Source organism: Leptothoe kymatousa TAU-MAC 1615, from assembly GCF_018739865.1.
Classification (GTDB): domain Bacteria; phylum Cyanobacteriota; class Cyanobacteriia; order Phormidesmidales; family Phormidesmidaceae; genus Leptothoe; species Leptothoe kymatousa.
In genome coordinates, this window is record NZ_JADOER010000009.1 from 319,527 (window position 1) to 345,315 (window position 25,789).

The following is a 25,789-nucleotide window of genomic DNA, read 5'->3' on the forward strand; positions in this document are numbered from 1 at the left end:
TGCTTATGGAATTAAAGTGCCACAGGCTTTAATTTTGTAGTAATTTGACCATGATCGAGTTTAATTATGCGATCGCACCAGTCAAAATACTTGTCATCATGGGTAATCACTAGAATAGTTTTCCCCCGTGCCTTTAACTCTGGCAAAAACTGAGTATAAAAGATCTTAGTAAACATGGGATCCTGGTTAGAGGCCCACTCATCAAAAATATAGAACGGCCGATCTTCTAAATAAGCGGTAAGCAAAGCCAATCTCTGTCGCTGTCCACGGGATAGCGCTGTTGTAGACAACTTGCCATCCTGAATTTGCACTTTGTGGTTCAACTGTAACTTTGTCAGATATTCTTGGGCATGGATGTCCAAATGGGGATTTTCTAACCCCAGAAGATCTTCAAATAATTGAAAGTCAGCAAATACTACCGCAAATAATTGACGATAGTGTTCTCTACTATTATCGACTACTTTTTTGCCATCTATGTATAGGTTGCCAGTTTCAGGTAAATATAGGCCTGTAATAAGTTTGGCCAATGTAGTCTTGCCACTGCCGTTACCCCCCACTAAAAATACAATTTCGCCAGAGGTAAATTTCAGATCAATGGGTCCAAGGGTAAAAGTACTATCTTCTTTTTCACGGTAGTAGGTATGGGTCACATTTACCAGTTCAACCGACTGCCAAGACTCTATAGCATCTGGTAATTTTGACTGTTGAGAAGTCTCAGGGATAAGCTTTAACCCCAGAGCTTCAATCTTCTCAAATGCAACATTAGCCTTCGTTAAGGTTGGCATTGCGCCCATAATTGAAAACAACATAGCGCGTACATATAGCAACGTCAGGATATACCCCGTCAGAATCTCTGCATCAAATTTTATATACTTAGGAAAGATAAAAATAATCAATCCCATTACAAAAAACAGCAAAAACTTAGCCCACGTTTGGGTTAAGGAATGCATTACGCTCCACTTAAAGAAACGTCTTTGTATAGAAGCCGCAGTTGGTTCAAGGTTTTTATCAAGAAAAGCCTGACGTCTATGGCTATGGAGTTTTAATTCCTTAAGTCCTCCAGTCAATAAGCGAAAATATTCAATCAGTTGCTTGGATTCTTCCCTCGCTAACTTGAGAATTTCATGCCCCTTAAACAGCACGAGTTTATAGGAGAGAGCTCCAATCAGCATGCAAACTGCCATTGCCACAAATAGCTGCCACGACAACCAAAAGAGATAGCTAAAGCATACCAACACAATCACAACATTGGTGCATAACGGCAAAATTGGCAGCAATGAGCTTCCCACAGAAGTGACATCTTTTACCAACGCAGTTAATAAATCAGCACTTCCGATTTCTTCTAATTCACGTAGCGGTGCTTTGAGGATTTCTCGGCTTAGTTGTAACTGCCAGTCAAAAACAGCTTTACGATATAAATAAGAAAGTAGAATCTGAGAAATAATTGCTGTTGTTAGGGCAAAGCATACCAGGACCATGAATTTCCAGGCCGATTGACTGGAAATTTCATCAGTATTAAGTGCTGTATGAATCAGTGTGATTAAGCTGGCATTGCCAATACCACTAATAAAAGCAGTTAACATTGCTAAAACAGCAATATAGGGAGAGCTTCGTAGCAAATAGCTAAGTAATCGCATGGAAATTAGTGATTAGTATTTTGTATCTTGTTCAAATAGTGTTTCAATTTAGCCGCTAGTTTTGGGGAGTTTACAATAGATGTATGAGTGCCTTTAATTTCATAGGTTTCTAATCCTTGAAGGGCTAAATTTTTCCAGCCTAAATTTGGATCTGTCTTCAGTCCAGGTGGTCGTTCACTAGCCCTAAATAAGATAGCTTTTCCATCTAAAGGCTTAATTTTGTAAGCTTTTCGAGCGCTTACATTAGCCACATTTACAGTAGTAATTTCAGTCGGTAACATTCGCTTGACTTTGCGCACTAACCCACTACAAAAAATATTGGCATAGTAGGGATGGGATGATTTTTTTATCAGCGATATCAACATCAAATTAGTCCATTTTTCAAGTGGACTAATTTGATCAGATGCTGCACTGTACTTCTTTAGTTTTGCATTTATTTGTTTCTCAACTGTAGCCGCAATGGCTTTTCCATCCTCATTGCGAGTAGGATTAGTCAGGTCAATAGATTTTGGTTGCTTAAATTGCTTGAAAAGCTTACCAGGTTTATTCCAAATTCGTTTAATAGTGTCTACACCTAACCAAGTTAAAACGGACGCTACACGTGGTGCTAGGGGTAATAGTTCAACAGAATTGGGGCCACTTGTATCAAACAGGGCTAATAAATCTACGGATTCTCCTTGCTGCTTAAACTGTTGAGCCATTTCCCAGGCAATGGTGCCCCCAGTGGATAAACCGGCAAGATAGTAAGGCCCTTGGGGCTGAATCTTTCGAATTTGGGAGATATAAAATTCTGCCATTTCATAAATGCTGTTAGATGGCTGAATTTTGCCGTCTAAGCCACGAGGCTGTAAACCATAAACTGGCTGATCCTCGCCTAATGCCATGGCTAAATCTCGATATATTAGGAGATTGCCACCGCCCCCATGGAGATAAAATAGGGGCGGTTTGGTGCCCGTGGGTTTAATGGCGACCAAGGATTCCCAAGGGGCTAACCAATCTTTCTGGCGGATAATCTGGGCAATCTCTCTAATCGTAGAAGCCTGAAAAAGGGTCGCTAAAGGTAACTTTTTACCAAAGGTCTTCTCAATATCAGCAAATAGTTGGACGGCTAAAAGAGAATGACCACCCAAGTCAAAAAAGTCATCGGTGATCTGCACGACAGGAACGTTTAGTATCTGTTGCCAAATCTGGACTAGCTGAAGTTCTAACTCATCAATGGGAGCCTCTGATTCATCAACAGAGTCTAAGCGATTACCGTAGTCGGGAGTGGGTAATGCTTGACGATCTACTTTGCCATTGGGAGTAAGCGGTAGTGCCTCCAGCAAAACAAAGGCTGAGGGTACCATCGCTTCAGGGAGTTGCTGTCGTAGAGACTGGCGCAGATCCTTTACTTGTATAGTTTGCTCTGGCTGAGGGACCACGTAGGCGACCAGTCGCTTTGTCCCATTGTCTTCATGGACTGTGACAATAGCTTCTCGGATAGCACTCTGGTGAATTAGCGTTGCTTCGACCTCTCCAAGTTCGATACGAACACCACGAATTTTCACCTGGCGGTCAGCGCGACCCAAAATCTCGAGATCGCCCTCCAGTCGATAGCGACCTAAATCCCCTGTGTAGTAGAGAATGTCATCTAAATCATCGCGATGGGGGTTGGGGCGAAACTGCTGATATCGCTTTTCAGGCGCATTGATATAGCCCAGGGTACGGAAGGGGGTCCGCAGCACGATTTCTCCCACTTCTCCAAGACCACAGAGTTGACCGCTACGGGAGAAAATCAAGGCCTGGGTTTCAGGGATAGACATACCAACGGGTTGAATACCCTCTGTGGGCTCAGCCGGAATTGGGTAGTAGCATTTGGCCAGGGTGGTTTCAGTGGGACCATACAGGTTAACTAGTTCACCAGCTGCAGAGAATGCCTCGCGCCATTGATTGATTAGCTGGCTCGATAAGGGTTCACCTGCAAAAAAAACCCATTGCAGGTGCGGTAGCTGGAGTCCCTCAGGACGATTCATTAACCAGGTTTTAGCGAGTGTAGGGACCGTATGTAGAACGGTTATTTTCTGCTGATGTAGCCAGGGTAGTACCTGATTCGCAGACAGGTCAGCTTCGGGAACAGGCAAACACAGTGTTGCCCCGCTGGTGAGGGGTAAAAAGATATCGCGCAGCACTACATCAAAAGACAGTGCGGTGAGTTGAGCACTCCGATCTGTTGGGCCAACTTTAAAGGTTTGGCGCTGCCAGCAGAGGAAATGGGCTAACCCTTTATGGCACCCAAGAACACCCTTGGGCTTGCCTGTTGTTCCAGATGTAAAGAAAATATAGGCTGGATCATTTGGTTGAATGGCAGGCAACTTCTGCTGATCTATAACAACTTTTTGTTTTTTGGCACTGATAATTTCTGCAGTATTTGGATTAATCTGCTCAGTCGAAATAGCCTGAGTCCAAATATCCGTTTCAGCACTCACCCATAGCAGGCAGGAGGCCTTGGATTCCTCCAGCATTACTTGACGTCGTTGGGCAGGCAGCTGAGGATCAATCAGGACAAGTACACCTCCAGCTTTGAGAACACCCAATATGCTGGCAATAAGGCCGAAGCTGCGTAGTCCGGATACTGCGATCGCATCCCCCGGTGTGATGTCTTTACTCAGTAGATAATGTGTAATATCCGTAGCTTTCTCAACCAGCTCCCTGTAGGTCCAACTATCAGTCCCTTGAAGAATCGCACTTTGTTCAGGAGATTGTTCTCTCCAAAGATTTACCAGATCAGGAACTAACTCATATTCACTGACCAGCATTGTTTCAGTAGGATCTGGTAAATAAGCCTTTGCTGCCTCACTCACTAGTGAATAGTGATCAACCGAAAGCGTAGAATTTTGGACAACCTGTTCTAATAAGCCTTGGAATTGCTGAACAATGTCCTCCATTCGCGATGATTGAAACAAAGCCTTTTGGTAAACTAGGTTCAGGTGGAGCCGGTTTTTAGACTCCTTGACGTATAACGTCATCATAAATTTAGAACCGCCGTGACCAGACTTTATTCGACTGACATTGATGTCTGATATTGGCTTTTGAGTTTTAGGAATATTAACAAAATTGAGCATCACTTCAAAAATTGGATGCCGTGCCAAAGAACGCTCTGGATTTAGCTCTGCCACTAACTTTTCGAAGGGTACATCTTGATGGGCATAGGCATTAAGCGTTGTTTCCCGCACCTGTTCCAAAAGCTGCTCAAATGTAGGACTGTTACTTAAATCGGCACGTAATGCTAGTGAGTTTAGGAACAAACCAATGAGCTTTTCTGTTGCCCCTTGAGGTCGGCCAGCAATCGGCGTGCCCACAATAATGTCCTCTTGGCCAGTATGTCGATACAGCAGAACATTAAAAGCGGCTAACAGCGTCATAAACAACGTTGCATTAAACCGTTGACTTAGGGACTTTAGTTGAGATGTCAGATCGGCTGATACTGTTAGCTTACAACTAGCGCTTTGGAAGTTTTGCTGACTGGGACGGGGATAATCAGTCGGCAACTGTAGTAAGGGGAGCGGACCACTCAGTTTCTGCAGCCAATAGTCAAGCTGTTGTTTAAAGTTTTCTGTTGTAGATTGCTGATTTTGCCAGTTAGAAAAATCGGCATATTGAATCTTGGGCAACGGGAAGGAAGAAGACTGCCCCTTGCAAACGTTGGTATAAATGCTAAAAAGCTCATTATAAAAGAGACCGACGGACCAGCCATCAAAAATAATATGGTGTATATTAATAATGAGAATATGCTCTGTTGTCGCTAGCTTTAACAAGCGTTGGCGCAAAAGGGGTTTTTGGCTATTGAGATCGAAGGGTTGCTTAACCTCGTTAGAAATCAGCTTTTTAGCTTCATGTTCCCGTTCTACTTCGGGTAACGTTTGCAAATCATCAACCGGTAATTTTATAGGTTCAGCAGATAGAATAATTTGTTCAGCTTGACCTTCTCTTTCTCGAAACGTGGTCCGCAAAACCTCGTGACGATTAATGACTTCACTCAAACTGTTTTCTAGAGCTGTAATATTCAGCTCTCCCTTAATCCGAAAAACCTGCGGCATGCTGTAGGCTGTCGTATCGGGATCTAATTTGTGGAGTAACCAAAGGCGTTTTTGGGCAAAGGAAAGGGGTAGCTTATTTGTCCGTTCTACAGGCTGAATTTGATTGTTATCGCCTTCAAGTTGACCAAGAAAGTCGATAATTTCTGTTTTGTGCGATCGCAATCTATGCAAAATTTCATCGGTAATTACACCTTGCGGGGCTGCATAGCGCAGGCGTTTATTTTCAATCCATAGCTTAATTTGAGATGCTTGCAATTCAGATATCAAATCAACAACAGATTTCATAGTTCACCTTCCTCCATAGTTTGAATTGATAAAGAATTAGAAGCAGCTTGCATTTCTAGCAAAGTTGTAATCCGATTGCTTAGTTCAGCAATTGTTGGAGCTTCAAATAAATTTCTAAGCAAAAGATTAAGTTTAAACTTTTCATTAATACGCGACATTATTTGAGTGGCCAGTAATGAATGTCCGCCTAATTCAAAGAAGTTATCGTAAATGCCCACTTGTTCAAGCTTAAGAAAATCACACCAAGTTTGAGCCAGTTGTATTTCAACCGGTGTTTGAGGAGCCACTATTCTATGCTCTGAGCAATGCCAGTTTTGATCGACAGTAGGTAATGCCTGTCGATCTATCTTTCCATTGGGGGTTAGGGGAAATGTATCTAAAAATACGAACGACGATGGCACCATATAGTTCGGCAATTTTGTAGCTAGGAAACGGTGCAACCTGTTCGAATTTAAGCTGTCTTGACTAGCTGTAATATAAGCTACTAAACGCTTTTCATTTGGCTGAGGTTCATCGGTAATGACAATAGCTCCTTGGACTTGAGGATGTTGATTAAGAGCTGTTTCAATCTCACCTAGCTCTACCCGGAACCCCCGGATTTTCACCATAAAATCTTTACGTCCAAGATGTTCAAGACAGCCCCCTGACTGCCATCGTCCCAAATCGCCTGTTAGATAAATTTGACCCCGAGGATCATTAGGATCAGGTAAAAACTTTTGTTTAGTAAGCTCAGGTTTTTGCCAGTAGCCAGAGGAAAGATAACGACTTTTTATGGCAATTTCACCAGTGTTATGTCCAATTACAGGCTGGCTATTCTCATCTAATAACAGAATTTTTGTATCAGCAACGGGATAGCCAGCAGGAATTACTGGAGTTGAAAGTAATGTCTCACGAGTAACCAAAAAGCGAGTGCACATTCCTGTCTCGCTAGCACCAAAGCGCTGTACTAACGTACAGTTTCCTGGCAGGTGTTGCCAACAACGCTCTACTTCACGTCGATATAACTTACCTGAGGGGGTCACTTGGCGCAATTTAGGAAATTGTTCCTGCTGTTCAAGCCCATGAAGCCACTGCTGAAATAGGGCTACAGGTAGATGAAACATAGTAATTTCTTCTCGTTGTAGCCAAGGGGTTAAATTTGCTATCCCTAATTCTCTAAAGTCATATAGACAAAGGGTTGCTCCATTTAGAAGAGCATTAAAAATATCGGCAACGGATGCTGCAAACCCTGCAGAATAGAGGAGAGCAATTTTATCATCACTGCAGATACGATAATCATTGGTCTCTAACCAAATACGATGTAAAATGTCCTGATGAGTGCGTTGGACTCCTTTGGGTTGTCCTGTAGATCCAGAAGTATAAAAAATAGCAGCTACTGTCTCTGAAGGAATTGATAAGCTTAGATTTATATTAGGGAGATTAATATCTAATTGTTCTAAGTTAACAACATTGCAGTTTCCGTTTTTAAGAGTTGCCGCGAATTTCCGATGTTGATTACTAGTGATGATAATGGGCTCTCCAAAATCAGCTAAGATCGTGTCAAATCTTGCTTTTGGTAAACTAGGCTCTAGAACAACATAGGCTTTGCCAGCTTTTAATACTCCTAAAATTGCGGTTAGAATTGGAGTATCGTGATCTAGCATCAGGACAACAGGATCAGAATTTTGTTTCTGCTGAGCACTCAAGACGTGGGCAAGACGGTTAGCGCTCTCATTAAGATGAGTGTAAGTGACCTTCCTACCCTGACTAGAGATGGCTATTCGTTCAGGGAATTGATAAACGATGCGCTCAAAGCGATCGCAAATCGATTGGTCAATTTCTGACCGGTGAAACCCAATAAACGTGTTTAGATATTCTCTTGTATCCATATTTTTATTTTTCTACTAGCAATTAGAATATCCTTAAAATTTAGTCTCATCTCTATTGGTTATAACAACTTACCAGTGTCATAATTCACCTTCCTCCATAGCTTGATTTGATAAAGAATTAGATGCTGATTGCATGTCTAGTAAAGTTGTAATCCGATTACCTAACTCAGCAATGGTTGGAGCCTCAAATATATTTCTAAGCAAGAGGTTAAGCTCAAAGTTCTCATTGATGCGAGACACCATTTGAGTAGCCAGTAATGAATGCCCACCGAGTTCAAAGAAGTTGTCGTAAATACCAATCTTCTCTTGCTTTAGTAGCTCTTCCCAAATGTTACTTAGCGTTTCTTCCACTGGGTTACGAGGAGCAACAAAATCGTTTTCCAAATTTCCCTGATTCAAATCTGGTTTAGGTAGCGCTCGTCGGTCCACCTTGCCACTTGGGGTCAAAGGCAGACTATCTAAACTGATGAACACTGACGGAACCATATACTCGGGAAGAGTTTTTTTCAGACAAGCTCGCAAGTCACTGACTGTTGGAGTATTATCCTTGCTTACTACATAGGCTACTAACTGCTGACTGCCTAAGGTATCTGGGCAAGCTATTACAACTGCCTCTTCCAAACCTGGATGCCGAACTAAAACGGTTTCTACAGCACCCAGTTCAATACGAAACCCGCGAATCTTGACCTGATCATCGAGGCGACCTAAATATTCCAGGTTGCCATCCGGTAAATATCGGACTAAATCTCCCGTTTTATACAGTCGGGTCTGGGAATCATGCCTAAATGGATTCGCAATGAACCGCTCAGTGGTCAACTCTGGACGATTGAGATAACCGCGCGCTAGACAGGCCCCACCAATGTAAAGTTCTCCAGGTACTCCAATGGGCACAGGCTGTAATTGCTGATCTAAAACATAGGTTTGGATATTCGTAATAGCTTTACCAATAGGCACCTCTTGCCGAATCGTTACGTTAGCTCCAATTGGGTAGGCTGTGGCTACCACAGTACCTTCTGTTGGCCCATAAGTATTAATTAGTCTAGGATAATCACCAATCTGAGTCTGCCAGGTTTTGACAGATTCGGGAGAGACTCGTTCGCCACCAATGATGATCAATCGCAGAGGCTCTGGCAAGGTTACCCGATCAGCTACTAGTTCAGTAACAACTTGTTGCCAATAAGCTGTAGGTAAATCTAGAACAGTTAACTCCCAGTCTTGGCAGGTTTTCAAAAATTGCTCGATTGAGCCGAGCATCTCATCAGTACGCAGTACTAAAGTTGCCCCTGTGGTTAGACATGGATAGATTTCCTCAGCTGCCGCATCAAAACTGATGGAGGCAAATTGGAGAATACGATCTCCCATAGCTGTTTCATAGTCAGCCACTGCAGCTTGGGTAAAATTGACAATAGAATCATGTTGCACCATCACACCTTTAGGAGTTCCCGTAGACCCTGAGGTGTAGATCACATAAGCTAGATGTGCAGGTGTTGTTTCACTGATTAGATTTTGGGCATTTTCCTGAGCAATTACTTTCCAGTCACGATCGAGGCATATGGTCGGAACAGAGATCTCAGGGAAAGAACTGAGCCACTGTTCTTGGGTCAACAGCACAGAGGTTTGAGCATCCGATAGCATAAAAGCCAAGCGATCTTTAGGGTAGTGCGGATCTAGTGGTACATAGGCCCCGCCTGCTTTAAGAATCCCCAGCATACCTACCAACATTTCTATGGAACGTCCCACACAGAGGCCAACTAAACTATCGGGGCCAATATCTAGAGTCTGGAGATATCTGGCCAGTTGATTGGCTCGAGTATTTAACTCACTATAGGCAATGCATTGCTCTCCATGTACTACAGCGATAGCATCAGGTGTTCGTTCAGCCTGAAGTTCAAACAGTTGATGGATGCACTTTGCTGGAACAGATACCCTTGGGATTGGATTCCATTCTGTCAATAATTGATATTGCTCTGTCTGATTGAGCAAAGGTAAATCCGCGATTAGTTGATCAGGATTAGTAACAACTGCTTCCAGTAACGTTTGAAAATGACCTGCCATGCGGCTAATCGTATCTTGCTCAAAGAGTTCAGTTTTATACAGCAGCCTACCTGCCAAGCCATCATTGGTTTCGTGCATAATCAAGGTCAAATCAAACATGACATTGCGCTGGTCACGCTTGAGCTTCAATGGCGTTACGGTCAGTTCCGGCAGATCCCATTTTCCAGAGGGTAGATTCTGGAAAACAAACATTACCTGAAACCAGGGAGAATAACTTAGGGAGCGTTCTGGTTTGAGTAAGGATACAAGTTCTTCAAAGGGAATATCTTGATGGGCATAAGCACCGAGGGCTACTTGTCGAACTCGATTCAATACCTCGTGGAAGTCTGGGTTACCCTGTAGCTGTGTGCGTAACACCAACATATTGAGGAAAAAACCAATTAATGATTCAGTTTCACGGTGATTGCGATTAGCTACCGGAGAACCTACAACAATATCATCTTGTCCACTATAGCGAGACAATAAGACTTGAAAAGCTGCCAGCAGAGTCATAAATAACGTTGTTCCTGACTCCTGGCTAAGGTGTTTTAACTTTTTAGTCAAAGCTTGGCCCAAATTAAAGTGGATCCCTCCCCCCTTAAAGGATTGTATTGCCGGGCGAGGGTAATCTGTAGGTAACTCTAATAAGGCAGGTGCTCCTGCCAATTGTTGTTGCCAGTAGTTAAGTTGAACCTCAAGAATTTTTCCTTTCAGCCACTGACGCTGCCAGACGGCAAAGTCTGCATACTGAATAGGTAGTTCAGAAAGTGGAGATGGTTCATCACGGACAAAGGCCTGATACAAGATAGATAGCTCATGCCGTAAAGTCCCTAAGGACCAACCATCATAGGTAATGTGATGTAACCTTAAGAATAGGACGTGAGAGGTTGGCCCCAGGCATATCAGAATTGCTTGCATCAGTGGACCACGACTAAGATCAAAAGATTGTCGTGTTTTCTCCAACATCAGTTGCTCAAGTTGATTAGTTTGCTCTGCTGCTGATAATCCTTGCAAATCAATAATTGGCAGTGTTACGGGGATGGGGGAACTAATTACTTGCATCGGTAACCCATCCATGGCCGTAAAAGTAGTGCGTAAGATCTCGTGGCGTCTTACCAGTTCTGACAAAGCTTGTTCTAGGGCTTCTATCTGAAGCACTCCTTCTAGCTTCCATGTTGCTGTATAGTTAGGTTGACTACCTTTCAACTCACAAACAAACCACAGTCGTTGTTGAGCAAAGGAGGTTGGGAATACCCAAACGTTTTCCCCTTGATTGCGGTGATGGTTATTGGTTGGTATTGTCAATGTCCCAGGGGTTATCTGCCGAGTCTCTCGTTCAATCGGCACAATGGCTGACGGAAGTATGTCGCTATGACCATCTTGAACAAGATTAATCTGTTCAGCTAAACTCTCAATGCTAGGGGCTTCAAAAATTCTGCGTAATGGGAGTTCCAGCTGAAAGATCTGACGAATACGAGATATTATTTGAGTAGCCAACAATGAATGGCCACCGAGTTCAAAGAAGTTGTCGCGAACACCAATTTTTTCTGCTTTTAGGGTTTCTCTCCAAATCTCACTCAATGTTTCTTCTACTGGATTGCGAGGAGCAACAAAATCGTTTTCCAAATTTCTCTGATTCAAATCTGGTTTAGGCAACGCTCGTCGGTCCACCTTGCCGCTTGGGGTCAAAGGTAGACTGTCTAAACTGATGAACACTGACGGAACCATATACTCGGGAAGAGATTTCTTCGGAAAAGCTCGCAAGTCACTGACTGTTGGAGTATTATCCTTGCTTACTACATAGGCTACTAACTGCTGATTGCCTAAGGTATCTGGGCAAGCTATTACAACTGCCTCTTCCAAACCTGGATGCCGAACTAAAACGGTTTCTACAGCACCCAGTTCAATACGAAACCCGCGAATCTTGACCTGATCATCGAGGCGACCTAAATATTCCAGGTTGCCATCCGGTAAATATCGGACTAAATCTCCCGTTTTATACAGTCGGACCTGGGAATCATGCCTAAATGGATTCGCAATGAACCGCTCAGTGGTCAACTCTGGACGATTGAGATAGCCTCGTGCTAAACAAGTTCCACCAATGTAAAGTTCTCCAGGGACCCCAATGGGAACAGGCTGCAATTGCTGATCTAAAACATAGGTTTGGACATTTGAGATCGCTTTACCAATAGGTACTTCCTGCTGAATATTGGTAGTCGTCTCAATGGGGTAGGCCGTGGCTACCACTGTACCTTCTGTTGGTCCGTAGGTATTGATCAAGCGAGGAAAGTCGCTGACGTTGCTCTGCCAGAGCTTCACTGATTCTGGGGATACCCGTTCACCACCAATAATTACTAACCGTAGGGTCTCAGGTAATGTGACGTTGCCTGCAGCCAGTTCAACCACAATCTGCTGCCAATAGGCTGTGGGTAAATCTAGGACAGTCAACTGCCAGTCTCGGCACGTCTGCAAAAATTGGTCAACGGAACTGAGCATATCTTCAGTACGTAAGACTAACGTCCCTCCCGCCGCTAAACAAGGATAAATCTCTTCTGCAGCGGCATCAAAGCTAATGGATGCAAATTGGAGGATGCGATCTGTTGTCGTTGTTCCATAATCAGTCAGGGCTGCTTGGGTAAAGTTAACGATGGAATTGTGTTGCACCATCACGCCTTTAGGCATGCCGGTAGATCCTGAGGTATAGATGACATAGGCCAGGTTTTCAAGGGTTGTCGCAATCTTTGGAGGTTGGGCACTTTCCTGTGCGATCTCATCCCAATCTTGGTCAAAATACACCGTTTGAACGGTCAACTCGGGTAGAGTGCTCAAACAATTTGTTTGAGTCAATAGCACAGATATCTGCGCGTCAGATAGCATAAAGGCCAGGCGTTCTTTAGGATAGTGTGGGTCCAAAGGAACATAGGCTCCACCAGCTTTAAGCACTGCCAAAAGTCCTACCACCATCTCAACCGAGCGTTCCAGACAAAGGCCCACCAATACATCTGGTCCCACTCCCATTTTCTTTAGGTAGTGAGCCAATTGATTAGCACGACAGTTCAGCTCTTGATAGGTTAACGATTGCTGTACCCCTGGGTTAATGGGATTATGGTAGATAACAGCAGTTTGCTCAGGAAACTTATCTACCTGCTGTTTAAATAGCTGATGTAGTAATTTAGGCTGCAGATTACTAACTTGATAACGGCTTGACCAGTGATTTAAAAGCTGCTCTTTTTCCTGAACTGTGATAATTGGTAGTTCCAGAATATGCTGGTTAGGGTTCTCCACAATGGCGGCAAGCAACACTTGGAAATGATCTACCATTCGTTGAATGGTAGCTGCATCAAACAGGTCGGTATTGTATGACACCACTCCCCTAAGGCCCGAATCTATCTCATAAACACCAAATGTCAAATCAAACTTGGCTGTCTGAGCTTCAAGTTGAACAGTGGAAACCGATAAACCTTTTAAATCAAGTGTTTCGTGAGGAACATTTTGCAGGGCGAAAAACACTTGAAACCAGAGAGAATGACTCTGGTCACGTTCTGGTTTTAATTCTGATACCAGGTGTTCAAAGGGAATATCCTTGTGGGCATAGGCCCCAAGGGCAGTTTTTCTAACCCGTTCCAATAGCTCTATAAAGGAGGGATTACCTTGGAGTCGAGATCTCATCACCAGGGTATTAGCAAAAAAACCAATCAGTGACTCGGTTTCCTGAAGATTACGATTGGCAATAGGAGACCCTACCATAATCTCCTCTTGGCCACTATAACGAGACAATAAAACTGAGAGTGCTGCCAACAGAGTCATGTACAATGTAGCTCCAGCACTCTGACTCAAGGCCCTCAGCGCACGGGTAATAGTTTGATCGACATAAAAGCGTTGTCTGGATCCTGTGTAGGTTTGTACAGCAGGACGAGGTCGATCCGTAGGCAAATTCAACAGAGCAGGAGCTCCACTCAGCGCCTGTTGCCAATATTTCACCTGAGTTTCCAGTACATCTCCGGTCAACCATTTCTGCTGCCAACAGGCAAAGTCAAGATATTGAATTGGCAATGGTGATAACGGCGAAGGCTTACCTTCAACAAAGGCACTGTAAAGGACACTCAGCTCATGTTTGAGAATGCCTTTAGACCAGGCATCAGAAGCAATGTGATGTAATACCAAAAGTAAAATATACTCATTTTCAGCCAGTTTGAGTAAGCTCCCTCGTAAAAGAGGATCACTAGTTAAATCAAATGGTTGATGAGCCTGCTCATTTAAAAAATACTGAACCTTATTCTCCCGTTCAGTATTAGGCCAATCTGTCGCATCGACAATTGGCAATTCCAGCGATGTTACCTCCTTAACAATCTGAACAGGATTCCCATTAACTATAGGGAAAACTGTACGCAGAGAGTCATGCCGCTTAATAATTGCATTAAGGGTTTGTTTAAGAGAGTTGATATTTAGATCACCCACCAATCTTAGAGCAGTTGGTATGTGATAGGCATTAGCATCAGGCTCTAGCTGCTCTACAAACCATAGCCGCTGTTGAGAAAAAGACAGCGGTGCAGAATCTCGATCAGATACGTGGGAAATTACACCTGTGGTCGTAACTTGCTTTGCTTGCTGACTTGCTTGCTGCCGTAATTTCTTTTCCAGCAGCATTCGTTTCTGAGGAGAAAGCCTAGCAAGACGAGCAGCTAGGGTATCTATAGATTTAGATTGGGGAGATTCCTCATGAGTCATAATTGTTTCCTAAATTAGTTTCTATAGCAGGCAAAAAAGAGTAAGGTTATAAATAAGAAGTTAATCAGCCAAATATTGAGTCACCATGTCGTCTGACAGTTCATCCAGTTCATCCAATAGAGCAGACATCTGGTCATAGTCTTCATGGTCTATTTCACCCTGTTCATTGCTTCCCATTGCCAGAGTGATTTGAATTGTGAGTTCAGCAATAGTAGGAGCTTCAAAAATAACTGCTACGGACATCTCAATTTGATATTCGTTGCGAACGCGTGCAATTATCCGCGTTGCTAGTAGTGAGTGTCCTCCTAGCTCAAAGAAATTATCATGAATACCTACTTTCTTTAGTTTCAGTAGTTCACTCCAAATTTGGACAAGTCTTTCTTCCACAGGAGTACTTGGAGCGACATATTCATTGTCTAGGTGACGCTGGTTGAAAGCAGGAACTGGTAACGCCCGTCGATCTAACTTGCCATTGGGGGTGAGGGGTAAGGCCTCTAGTAACATAAAAGTTGATGGCACCATTGCTTCAGGTAGATGCCGTCGTAAAGATTGACGCAGCTCTTTTACCTGGATAAATTGCTGTTCTGATTGAGGCACAACGTAGGCAATTAAATGCTTTGTGTCATTTTCCTCATGGACTGTAACGATGGCCTCCTGAATAGTTTCCTGGTTAAGGAGTTTGGCCTCAATCTCCCCAAGTTCAATACGTACACCTCGAATTTTTACCTGGCGGTCAGCACGGCCCAAAATCTCAATGGAGCCATCTAAGCGATAGCGTCCTAAATCACCTGTATAGTAGAGGATATCATCAGCATCGTCGCGATGAGGGTTAGGTCGAAACTTTTGTTTTTGTTTATCAGGGGCATTGATATACCCCAGGGTACGAAAGGGAGTTCGCAGCACAATTTCCCCTATTTCACCCAAACCACACAGCTGATCACTACGGGAGAAAATCAATGCCTGGGTTTCAGGAAGGGGGATACCACCTGGCTGAATTCCCTTAATGGGCTCAGGTGGTATCGGGTAATAACATTTAATCATGGTCGTCTCAGTGGGACCATACAGGTTCACAAGTTGCCCCACTGCAGAAAATGCCTCCTGCCATCGCTTAACTAGCTGACTAGACAGCGGTTCACCAGCCAAAAAGACCCAGCGCAGCTGAGGTAGCTGAAGTCCTTCCGACCGATTTATTAACCAGGTTTTGGCCAGAGTGGGTACTGTGTGCAAAACGGTAATCTGTTGATGTAGCAACCAAGATAGTACTTGTTCAGCGGATAAGTCAGCATCTGGTGCAGGCAAACACAAGGTTGCACCACTGGTGAGGGGTAAAAAGATATCGCGCAACACCGCATCAAAGGACAGAGCAATGAGTTGAGCGACCCGATCGGTTGGCCCAATCTCAAAATTTTTTCTCTGCCAGCTAAGGAAGTGGGCTAACCCTTTATGACAGCCTAAAACCCCTTTGGGCACACCTGTCGTCCCAGAGGTAAAGAAAATATAAGCTGGATCATCAGGTTGAATTATAGGTAATGGCTGCTGAAAATTAATATGTATTTCACTTGCACTCGAGACCTCTGCTGTCTCAGGACTAATAACGTCAGTAACCAGGGTCTCAGGCCAGATGTTGAGTGCAGAACTTACCCATAGTAGCCGTGTAACGTTTGCTGTTTGTAGCATAGCCTGACGACGTTGATCAGGTAGTAAGGGATCAATCAGCAACAGCACACCCCCTGCGCTGAGTACACCCAGGACACTGGCAATAAGACCGAAACTGCGAATACCAGAGATGGCAATTACATCCCCCGATTTCACTCCTTGACTCAACAAATATCTTGCAATACCATCTGCTTTCTCAACTAACTCACCATAGGTCCAATTGTGAGTTCCTTGACAAATCGCAAACCTTTCTGGTGATTGTTCTCGCCACCCAAAAACCACAGAAGGTACAGGCTCATAAATGCTTTCTGCCAGGAATGCCGTTGGATCTGGCAAAGAAAAGGTTGCTTTTTGACTTACCAATGAATAGGCATGAATGGAACGACAGGGATCAATAACAATCTGCTCTAGTAGCTGCTGGAATTGATCTAACAAGTCCTCCATACGCTTGGCTGTAAACAGAGCTTTCTGGTACACCAATTTCAGGTGAAGCTGATTATCTTGCTCATTAACATACAGTGTCATCGTGAACTTAGAATCACTATGACCTGTTGCCATCGGATGTATTCTAACCCCTGCCATTTTTTTGGTAGTTTCCGGCAAATTGGCAAAGTTAAGCATTACCTCAAAGATGGGGTGTCGTGCCAAATGTCGCTCTATATTTAAATCTGCTACCAGTCTCTCAAAGGGGACATCCTGATGAGCATAGGCATCTAAGGTGGTTTTCTTCACCTGCGACAGTAATTGCTCAAAGGTCGGCTCGTCGCTTAGATCTATACGTAATGCCAGAGAGTTGAGAAATAGACCAATCAGGTTTTCCGTTTCAACACAAGGACGACCGGCAATAGGTGTGCCGACAATAATGTCATCCTGACCAGTCTGACGATATAGCAGCACATTGAGCACAGCCAATAGCATCATAAACAGGGTGACACCTTTGAGCTGACTCAGAGATTTAAGCTTATTTGTTAGAGCCCTAGGTAATAGCAATAAGCAGGTCTCACCTTGAGTGGATGGCTGGGTCGAGCGCGGTTTATCTGTGGGTAATGCTAGAACCGGTAGCTCACCACTGAGCTTAGATTTCCAGTAGGTAAGCTGTGCCTGTAATTCTGACTCATGTAACTGCTGACGCTGACAATGAGCATAATCAACATACTGGATAGGGAGTTTCGGTAATGGGTTAGTTTGTCCGGTAGAAAATGCGCTATAGAGAGTAGCAATTTCCTGTTTAAGAACATCTGCAGACCAGCCATCAAAAACAATATGATGGAGTGTGATGAGTAAATGATGCTCCCTTTCGCCTAGCCTTAGTAACTGAGATCGGATAAGAGGATCTTTATCTAAATCAAATAGTTTCTGCGCTTCCTCGCAAACAATATTTTGTACCTGCTCGCTTTGTTCATCACCGGATAGCTGGCTGAGATCAATTACGGGGAGTGATATTAAAAGTACAGGTTGAATCTTTAAAGCAGGCTGACCATTGATGGTGAGGAAATGAGACCGCAGCACTTCATGACGACGCACAATCTCATTCAAGCTCTGGGTTAATGCCTCAACATTAAGCACTCCCGTTAACTGGAAGTAGGTGGGACGATTGTAGGCAGGATTCCCTGGTTCTAGCTGATCAATAAACCACAGCCGTTGCTGCGCAAACGATAGCGGTAATGGACCTGAGCGATCAATTTTTTCTATCTGTGGTTTAGGCTGAACAGCCTTTTCTTGTAATCGCCGCTCTAAAATGGCCCGTTTGGCAGGAGATAGACTAGCAATTTGTTGCTCAATATTGTTATTCATCATGTCAGCCCCGGTTGTTCCTTTAATGCACTAGATAGCGATCACTATCTCGATTTGCCAGATTGCGATGCAGATGAACTGTACATTCCGGCACTCCAATTTGGTTCTTTTCCAAAAAGCCATTGCGTTCTCGCAGCCGCCGCATTTCTGCTTCTAGTGCTTCCTGGGCTGCAAATAAACAAGGGGTACTATAGTTAACCAACGAAACACCCGCGTTTTTTAGATCCTCCAAACTACATGTGGGCGATTTACCCCCAGCAATTTGGTTAAAAACCAACGGTTTATTAACGTTCGTTTTAAGGGTTCTGAGCACCTTTAAGTCCGTAATTCCATCAGCTAAAATAGCGTCTGCACCTGCACTAGCGTAAGATTGGGCTCGATCCAGAATATCAGCCGGATCTGACGCATCTGTTCGGGCTACGACAAATAGGTCTTTACGAGTCGCTAAAACTTTATGGAGTTTTTCTAAATAGGCTTCCTTTTCCATCAGCAATTTGCCATCCACATGGCCACATCGCCGGGGACGCTTTTGATCCTCAAGAATCACGCCAGATGCACCAACAGATTCCAACAGTGATACCACGTGGCAGGCAACTTCAGTATCCACATAGCCATCGTCAATATCTACCAAAATTAAATGGTGAGGCAAAATCTTTCTTACCCGTTGCACAAAGGCAACAATATCAGACCAGGCAATAAAACCAATGTCTGGTAGCCCATAGTAGCTGGCAGCAAAACCAAAACCACTAATAAAAACACCATCATAATATTTGGCAGCAATGGATGCAGAAAAGACATCATATACACCAATAAAGGGGATAATATCTCGACCATTTAATGCTGTTTTAATGCATGTTCTTTGAACAGTAGTCATGGCTATTTGATAGGAAAAGTTTATAAGGGTGTAAATAGTAGAATTCATTAAACCTGATGCTAAATTCTTGACTTGATTAATTGCTTATCATTGTTGGCATAGGTATTTAAATAAGGGAGTATCGAAACTTCAACAGATTGTCAAACGGCAGAGCGCCTTTGGTAATTAGCAATGCAAGAGCATTGCTGTTCATGGAATATCGTAAAAATATTTCAATAATATCGATCTAAATTTTTAGCCAATCTCATTAGAGGATCAATAAAATTAATCTTAGATATCTTCGGTGCATTATCGCTTACAAACTTTTTAGTAATTAGGTGGTATTCTGTGCATCCGGAGATCAATGCATTGACATTATATTTGTCAGTCATTTGAACAAGCTCAGCCAGCAATGATTTCTCCACCTTATTTTTCTTTATTTGATATATCCAAGCATGAATTTTCTCCTGGTCATCATCATTAGGAACCACAATAAAGGGGCTTGCCTTTGTCCATAGCTCATGATTCTGAAAAACTCTGGATTGACGACTCCCGTGAGTACATAGCAATAAACATTTCTCCTGCCTTTCAATCACTTCATTCATGATTAAATCAATGAGCGATATCACATATTGCTTAAGTTCCTCTGGAAGCCTAGGTAATAAAGAATGAATTGTTGTGCAACATAGAATGATTTTCTGAGACCCTAAGTCGATAAGATGCTGAATTGTTTCAACCAATCGTTCCATTAACTTAGCGGTTGAATGATTTAATATAGCTTCAGAGCGATCTGGAAAACTAGGATCTGAATATAGAAAACATTTTGGTAGGGTTTGTTCCACCATCGATAGATTATATTCGTACAGTGTTTTGACAAATTCTGCCGATGCTAATGGCCCCAAACCTCCAACAATTCCTAACATATAAGTTATCCTCTTTTGAGTGCTGCTTTGAACCATGTTCTCTGAACAGTCGTCATGGCTGTTTTATAGAACAAAATTTATTTATTAAAGTAGGAATAGTAGAAACTGCTAAACCTGATACTAAGTTCTTTACTTGACCAATTGCTGAATATCGTCGTCAGAAAGAGACTCTAACTCAGCCAACAGTTTGATCATCTCGTCTGAATCCACTGTTTTGGCCTGCAGTTGGGTAATTGCGATGGCTATGTTAGCAATGGTAGGCTGCTGGAAAAAGATCAAAAATGATAGCTCAACCTGAAGCTCTGCCCTGACTCGATTAATAATTTGAGCGGCTAAAATCGAATCTCCACCCAATTGGAAAAAGTTGTCGGATACCCCAATGGGGCTAATCCCTAACACCTCGGCCCAGATATCAACTAAAGTTTCCTCAATTGGGGTTTGTGGTGCAGCATAGGCCGGTCTATCTTCTGTGGGATCCGAGGCCGTTAAACCCAGCTTTTCGGCTAAACCAATGCGCTGTCGTTTCCCTGTCGGCCCTTTCGGAATTTCATCCAGAAATAACACCACACGGGGGACTTTGAAATCAGCTAATCTTTCAGCTGCAAACTCTTTAAGCGTTTGCTCACTAACGGATGCGCCTGCTTTAAGAACTACGGCTACGGCTACATCTTCCCCTAGCAGAGTGTGAGGAGCGGCAAACGTAACGACCTGTTCAATGGCTGGGTGGTCTAGCAGCACTTCATCGACCTCACGGGGAGAAATCTTTTCGCCAGCGCGATTGATGATTTCTTTGATCCGCCCCTTGAGAAATAGATAGCCGTCAGTATCTAAATAGCCCAGGTCACCGGTACGAAACCAGCCATTTGTAAACGCTGTCGCGTTTGCGTTGAGATTATTTTCATAGCCATGGGTAACGTTATCTCCCTGGATAACAACTTCACCCACCTCACCTGTGGGCAATAGATTACCCTGCTCATCCATAATTTGCACATCCGGACCAGAGGCAACTCCCACAGAACCAGGCTTGCGCTGATTCGGCGGTAGCGGATTGCTGGCCATCTGGTGGGAGGCCTCAGTCATGCCATAGGATTCAATGACGGGTGCATTAAAAACTTGCTCCAGCTCAGCCATAATCTGAGGTGGTAGCGGAGCCGAGGAAGAACGCACTAAACGTAATGGTTTGATCGGTGTGGTGTGGGTGGCGGCGCGACCTAGAATTTGCTGGTGCATCGTTGGCACTGCCGAATACCAGGTAGGCTGATGGTTTCCTAGCCATCCCAAGAATTTAGGGGCATAAAATCCGGGTGTGCACACTACGCTGGCTCCAGCTGCCATAGAAGAAAGCAGGGCTCCAATCAGGCCATGAATATGGAACAAAGGCATCACATTCAGACAGCGATCAGTCTCAGTTAGAGCCAAAGCGGTCTTAACGTTTTGAGCAGAGATACATAGATTGCAGTGACTCAGGGGCACCATTTTAGGACGTGACGTAGTACCTGAAGTGTGGAGAATTAGAGCCGTATCGTCAGGTTCAGCGAAATCTGGCGTTTCAGGAACTGTACTGGTTGGAATTGATAATTCAAATATGCCCGCTGCTGCATCTAAGCGAGGCAATAATTCAATAACAGGAATTCCTAACTGTTGAGCCACATCCTTAGCGGGAGCAGCTACGCCCGGTTGCACAATCAATGCTTTGGCGGCCAAGTCTTTGAGGTAAAACTCATACTCGGGGGCACGATAATTTGGATTGAGGGGGGCATAGGTGGCACCGGATGAGATCGCAAGAAACGCTACAGCAGCCTCCGGTCCGTTAGGTAAAGCTACGGCTACCCGGTCATTACGATTGATCCCAAAACCTCGTAATTGGCCAACTACAGTAATAACCTGCTCATACAGTCCTTTAAATAACAAATTAGAGCGATTAGGAGAAATACACTGCTCATCCAGCGCTTGTATTATCGCAACAACATTACGCTCCATCGCCTTAGACTTCAGGACAGACGATAGCGTCAGCGTTTTCGCAGATTTCATTATAGATTTACTATACGGTGCTAGAGAATATAGTCAAGTAACTCTTGGTAATGCACTGGATTGTAATGCTATTTATTAGAGGTTTTTTTGGGTTATTTAATAGGTGTAAATGGCAGCAATTCTCAGTATGAGATTTTTTTCACGAAAACTGGACCTTGAAGGTAGGTTTTCTGAACGAGAAAATAGGGCTTTCAGTCACTGGCTGCCCTCAAAAGCAGTGGGAGGATAGGCCAATATTGTCATACTGAGAATTGCTGTGTGAATGGGGTTATCTGCTAGACATCAATACCTCTAACAAAGTACGAGGAATCTTCTAAGTTTAGAACGGGTCAGGCTGTCGTTTAAAATTTAAATATTTTCTCAGATTAACGATATATACCTAAGATATTTTCGAGAATCAGGAGAAAATAATAAACTGAATACCATTGCTGTTACTCTCGCTAATAGCCTTCAACCACTAGCTTATTTATTAAGCTTTATGTTCAGATAGTACATCAGCCAAATAAACCAAAATCTCCTAGTTTCATCTGTATATGACATGGCAAGTAACTGAGAATACAGATACCATTCATACGACGTTGAGAATACTTAACAAATCTGGACAATAAGGCCTTAGACTAAATCTCCCTTGTAGAAAACCTTTGAAAAAAAGTTAGAGAGTAGACAATGTCAATGTCGATTCTTTGAGAAAAACTTATCAAGGTATACAACCGCATTGAACGACTTGACACAAGCGTATACTCGAAAATATATCTTTTTTTGAATTACATCGGTACTATTACTGATTATGCTCGAGTATTTTCACTGAAATTTTAAGGTTTTCCACAGAAGCTTTATACTGTAGTTTAGACAAAATCTGTTGGTAATCCATGAAGTATCTGGCCCAATCCCATAAGAGAGGTGAGCTTTAGGTTAACCGCGTCATCGTTGGAGTTAGGCTGCGACGTCAGGCTCAGTTTTGGGTTTGGAACAGGTCTTTCTAACCGTAGGAAATCGTTTTCGCGGTGTCCTGAGTTTGCCGGTGGGCCACCCCGGTGACTTTCCTCGGGGTTTGGGGGATTCAGCGGGTGTTCCAATCAATGGTCACTAAAAGTGCAGCAAAGCCGTTGGCAACCCTTCCAGGAGTGTTATTGGCTAAGGGTTTCTGCCACGGTAATGGGGTATCTAAGGTGTGGTGACGTGCCAACCAAAGTTGCCAACTCATTAAGGGCATGAGATCACTCCAGGTTTCGGTTTGTTGAGCGGTGCCGAGATGGGGTAAACACCAGTGCAATCTCTGACGAATAAAGCGATATGTCCACTTTTTTGGGGGAAGGTCATTCAGAGACTATGCGTAGTTTCGGCCATCTACTTAACTTGCAGACGAAACATCTGAGACGACAACAAAACTATCTTCGCCCAGGGTAGTGGCTTGAACATCGTTTAAGATGGCCAGGGTTTCACCAGTGCTGGCAATTCCCAAAACAGTATTGTTATCGGTTTGAGTAATGGTCAAATCGGCAAAGGTTAAATCACCTTCTAGTAAGGCAATCTTATCTGCACCAACTTCAAAATCAAGAACGGTATCAGTCCCATCATTAGATCCGAAAACAAATAGGTCATCACCACTAGCTTCAGAGAAGTTATCTCCCACCAAGACATCATTGCCAGTACCGCCGATAAGGGTATCGTTACCATTATCGCCGTAGATCAGGTCATCGCCCGCATCGCCGCTGAGAATGTCGTCTCCGGATTTACCACCAATGGTGTCATTGCCATTACCACCAGAGATAACGTCATTACCACCAGCAATGTTATCTTGAGGCCCACGAAGATTTAAATCTCCCCTTAAAATATCATTGCCGTCGCCACCATCAATGATGTCGTCGCCTAGACCACCGGCAATTGTGTCATCACCGCTTTTAGCATCAATAATCTCATCTGCTTCAGTAAATGCCAGGACATCATTGTTATTAGTTCCTTCCAAAACCGGAGCCGGTTCAGGGGTAGGAGCAACAGGTTCTGGTGTAGGTGGTTCGGGCGCAGGTTCGGGTGTAGGAACTACAGGTTCGGGTGTAGGTGGTTCGGGTGCCGGTTCGGGTGTAGGAACTACAGGTTCGGGTGTAGGTGGTTCGGGTGCCGGTTCAGGGGTAGGAACTACAGGTTCGGGTGTAGGCTCAGGAGCCGGTGGTTCAGGGGTAGGAACTACAGGTTCTGGTGTAGGTGGTTCGGGCGCAGGTTCGGGAGTAGGAACTACAGGTTCGGGTGTAGGCTCAGGAGCCGGTGGTTCAGGAGTAGGAACTACAGGTTCGGGTGCTGGTGATTCGGGCGCAGGTTCGGGAGTAGGAACTACAGGTTCGGGTGTAGGCTCAGGAGCCGGTGGTTCGGGAGTAGGAGCAGGCTCAGTCTGAGGAGCTTGCCCAAAGAGATTTAGCTCCCATGAACTCCAATCCGAAGTTGAGTTAAGTCTATTGTCAAGGTTTCCAGCATCGACGACATCCGCCACCTGTAGTTTCCATTCGCCAATGGCAGATTCTCCCCAATGGCGGGTGGAAGTCAGTGTCCAATTAACATAGTTTCCGGACCCAGAGCCTTCAGGACCTGCTAGTACCGACTGAGTTCCATCAGGCGAAGTTAGGACAATACTTACTTCGCTTCCATCTGTAACGTTTATTACAACCTCGACAGATTCTAGATCGATGTCTTCCGTCACTGTAAAAGTAGATGTAAACCCTGTGGCATCTTGATCAGGCAGTACTTGATTTACTGCGATCGCGCCCGATTTAAAGGAAATTTCTTGTCCTACTGTTTCCCAGTTTGTCGCAAGCGCAACTGCAGCGCCCGCATCTACAACACCAAAGCCAAACTTATGATTAACGGAGAAACCTGCACCGTTAACTGCCCAGTCTTCATCATTTGGATCATTTTGTTGGGCGGTTTCTACTAAAATATGCTGCACATCCCGCCAGGTCAAAGCAGGATTAGCTTCTAGCATTAATGCAATCACCCCAGAAGCCAACGGAGCCGAGAAAGACGTACCGAAAACCTCATCATATCTATCTACGGCTTCTGGACGAAATGGAATAGTATCTGTCGTTAAGAGATTTTCCCCTGGCGCAGATACCAAGAGAGCCGCGCCTGGCACAGAGAAATCAGATTCTGTACCTTCATCATTAACGGCTCCAACTGCAATCGTATAGCGAGACTTAGCGTAGTTGGTATCGTTAATATCCAGGCCTTGGTCAAACGAATCGTTACCTGCAGCGAAAACAAAAATACTTCCTAATCCATTTCTGCCTTCAGCTACGCCCTGTGCCAGAAAAGATGTATCCTTTGGCTGACTGAAGTTTGAACGACGTAGTCCCCAACTATTATTATAAATATCGATATCCTGATTCTTGAACAGAAGTGCTTGTTCGATTTGTTGAGTCGTCAGCAAGCCTCCACTGAGTAGCTCTAAATTGGCCAATTCGGCATTTGGTGCAACTCCCGTAATCCCTACACCATTTCCACCTTTACCTAGGGCAACACCAGCCACGCTAGTGCCATGGGTTCCATTGCCGGGCTCATTATCATTATCGATAAAGTTAAAACTTAAGTCAGAACGATAGGCATCTGCTAAGTCCTCGTGGGTAGAGAAAACGCCATCATCAACAATTCCGATAACGATATCTTCCCCAGAGACGCTTTCCCAGGCTGGAAGCACATTAATATCAAATCCTGGTGTAATTCCTGCCTGACCAGTGTTATTGAGATACCACTGGTCCTGAAACCTTTCGTCGTTGGGAATAAATTCCATGTCGTATTAACCCTGTTTTTTTCTGATTTCTAAAGATACTCTTTATAAAAAAAGGAGGCTCAATAGGGGATTCAGGGAGTTAGCCAAGCAACGTGCCTAATAGACTACCCAGCAAGGCTTTCCCTC

General features: G+C 43.9%; 9 protein-coding genes and 1 pseudogene. All 10 read right to left on the minus strand.

Going from position 1 to position 25,789, the window contains the following annotated elements:
- Positions 1 to 11: 11 nt before the first annotated feature.
- The 10 genes and pseudogenes from IXB28_RS11170 to IXB28_RS11210 all read right to left on the minus strand — a co-directional run bounded on the left by IXB28_RS11170 (position 12) and on the right by IXB28_RS11210 (position 25,663).
- A complete protein-coding gene (locus IXB28_RS11170) occupies positions 12 to 1,637 on the minus strand; it encodes a cyclic peptide export ABC transporter (protein ID WP_215618661.1) in 1,626 nt (541 codons plus the stop codon).
- Positions 1,638 to 1,642: 5 nt separating this feature from the next.
- On the minus strand, positions 1,643 to 5,998 hold the full coding sequence (locus IXB28_RS11175; protein WP_215618662.1) for a non-ribosomal peptide synthetase: 4,356 nt from the start codon (positions 5,996 to 5,998) through the stop codon (positions 1,643 to 1,645).
- The gene (locus IXB28_RS11180; protein ID WP_215618663.1) at positions 5,995 to 7,866 is read right to left on the minus strand and encodes a non-ribosomal peptide synthetase; all 1,872 of its coding nucleotides are present in this window, start codon (positions 7,864 to 7,866) and stop codon (positions 5,995 to 5,997) included. Before IXB28_RS11180 ends, IXB28_RS11175 begins: the two co-directional genes overlap by 4 nt.
- 78 nt (positions 7,867 to 7,944) lie before the next feature.
- On the minus strand, positions 7,945 to 14,628 hold the full coding sequence (locus tag IXB28_RS11185) for a non-ribosomal peptide synthetase (protein WP_215618664.1): 6,684 nt from the start codon (positions 14,626 to 14,628) through the stop codon (positions 7,945 to 7,947).
- 60 nt (positions 14,629 to 14,688) lie between these two features.
- Entirely contained in the window at positions 14,689 to 18,081 is a 3,393-nt protein-coding gene (locus IXB28_RS11190) for a non-ribosomal peptide synthetase (RefSeq protein ID WP_215618665.1), read from the minus strand.
- A gap of 19 nt (positions 18,082 to 18,100) precedes the next feature.
- Complete coding sequence (locus IXB28_RS11195; RefSeq protein WP_215618667.1) at positions 18,101 to 18,952, minus strand: isocitrate lyase/PEP mutase family protein; 852 nt, start codon at positions 18,950 to 18,952, stop codon at positions 18,101 to 18,103.
- Positions 18,953 to 19,164: 212 nt separating this feature from the next.
- On the minus strand, positions 19,165 to 19,854 hold the full coding sequence (locus tag IXB28_RS11200) for an aspartate/glutamate racemase family protein (protein WP_215618668.1): 690 nt from the start codon (positions 19,852 to 19,854) through the stop codon (positions 19,165 to 19,167).
- A 129-nt stretch (positions 19,855 to 19,983) separates the two neighbouring features.
- A complete protein-coding gene (locus tag IXB28_RS11205) occupies positions 19,984 to 21,834 on the minus strand; it encodes an AMP-binding protein (protein ID WP_407659193.1) in 1,851 nt (616 codons plus the stop codon).
- Between the two features lie 984 nt (positions 21,835 to 22,818).
- Positions 22,819 to 23,179: pseudogene (locus tag IXB28_RS17070) on the minus strand (NF041680 family putative transposase); the annotation flags it as partial.
- A gap of 57 nt (positions 23,180 to 23,236) precedes the next feature.
- Positions 23,237 to 25,663, minus strand: a complete 2,427-nt coding sequence (locus tag IXB28_RS11210) for a S8 family serine peptidase (protein WP_215618670.1) — start codon at positions 25,661 to 25,663, stop codon at positions 23,237 to 23,239.
- Positions 25,664 to 25,789 lie beyond the last annotated feature (126 nt).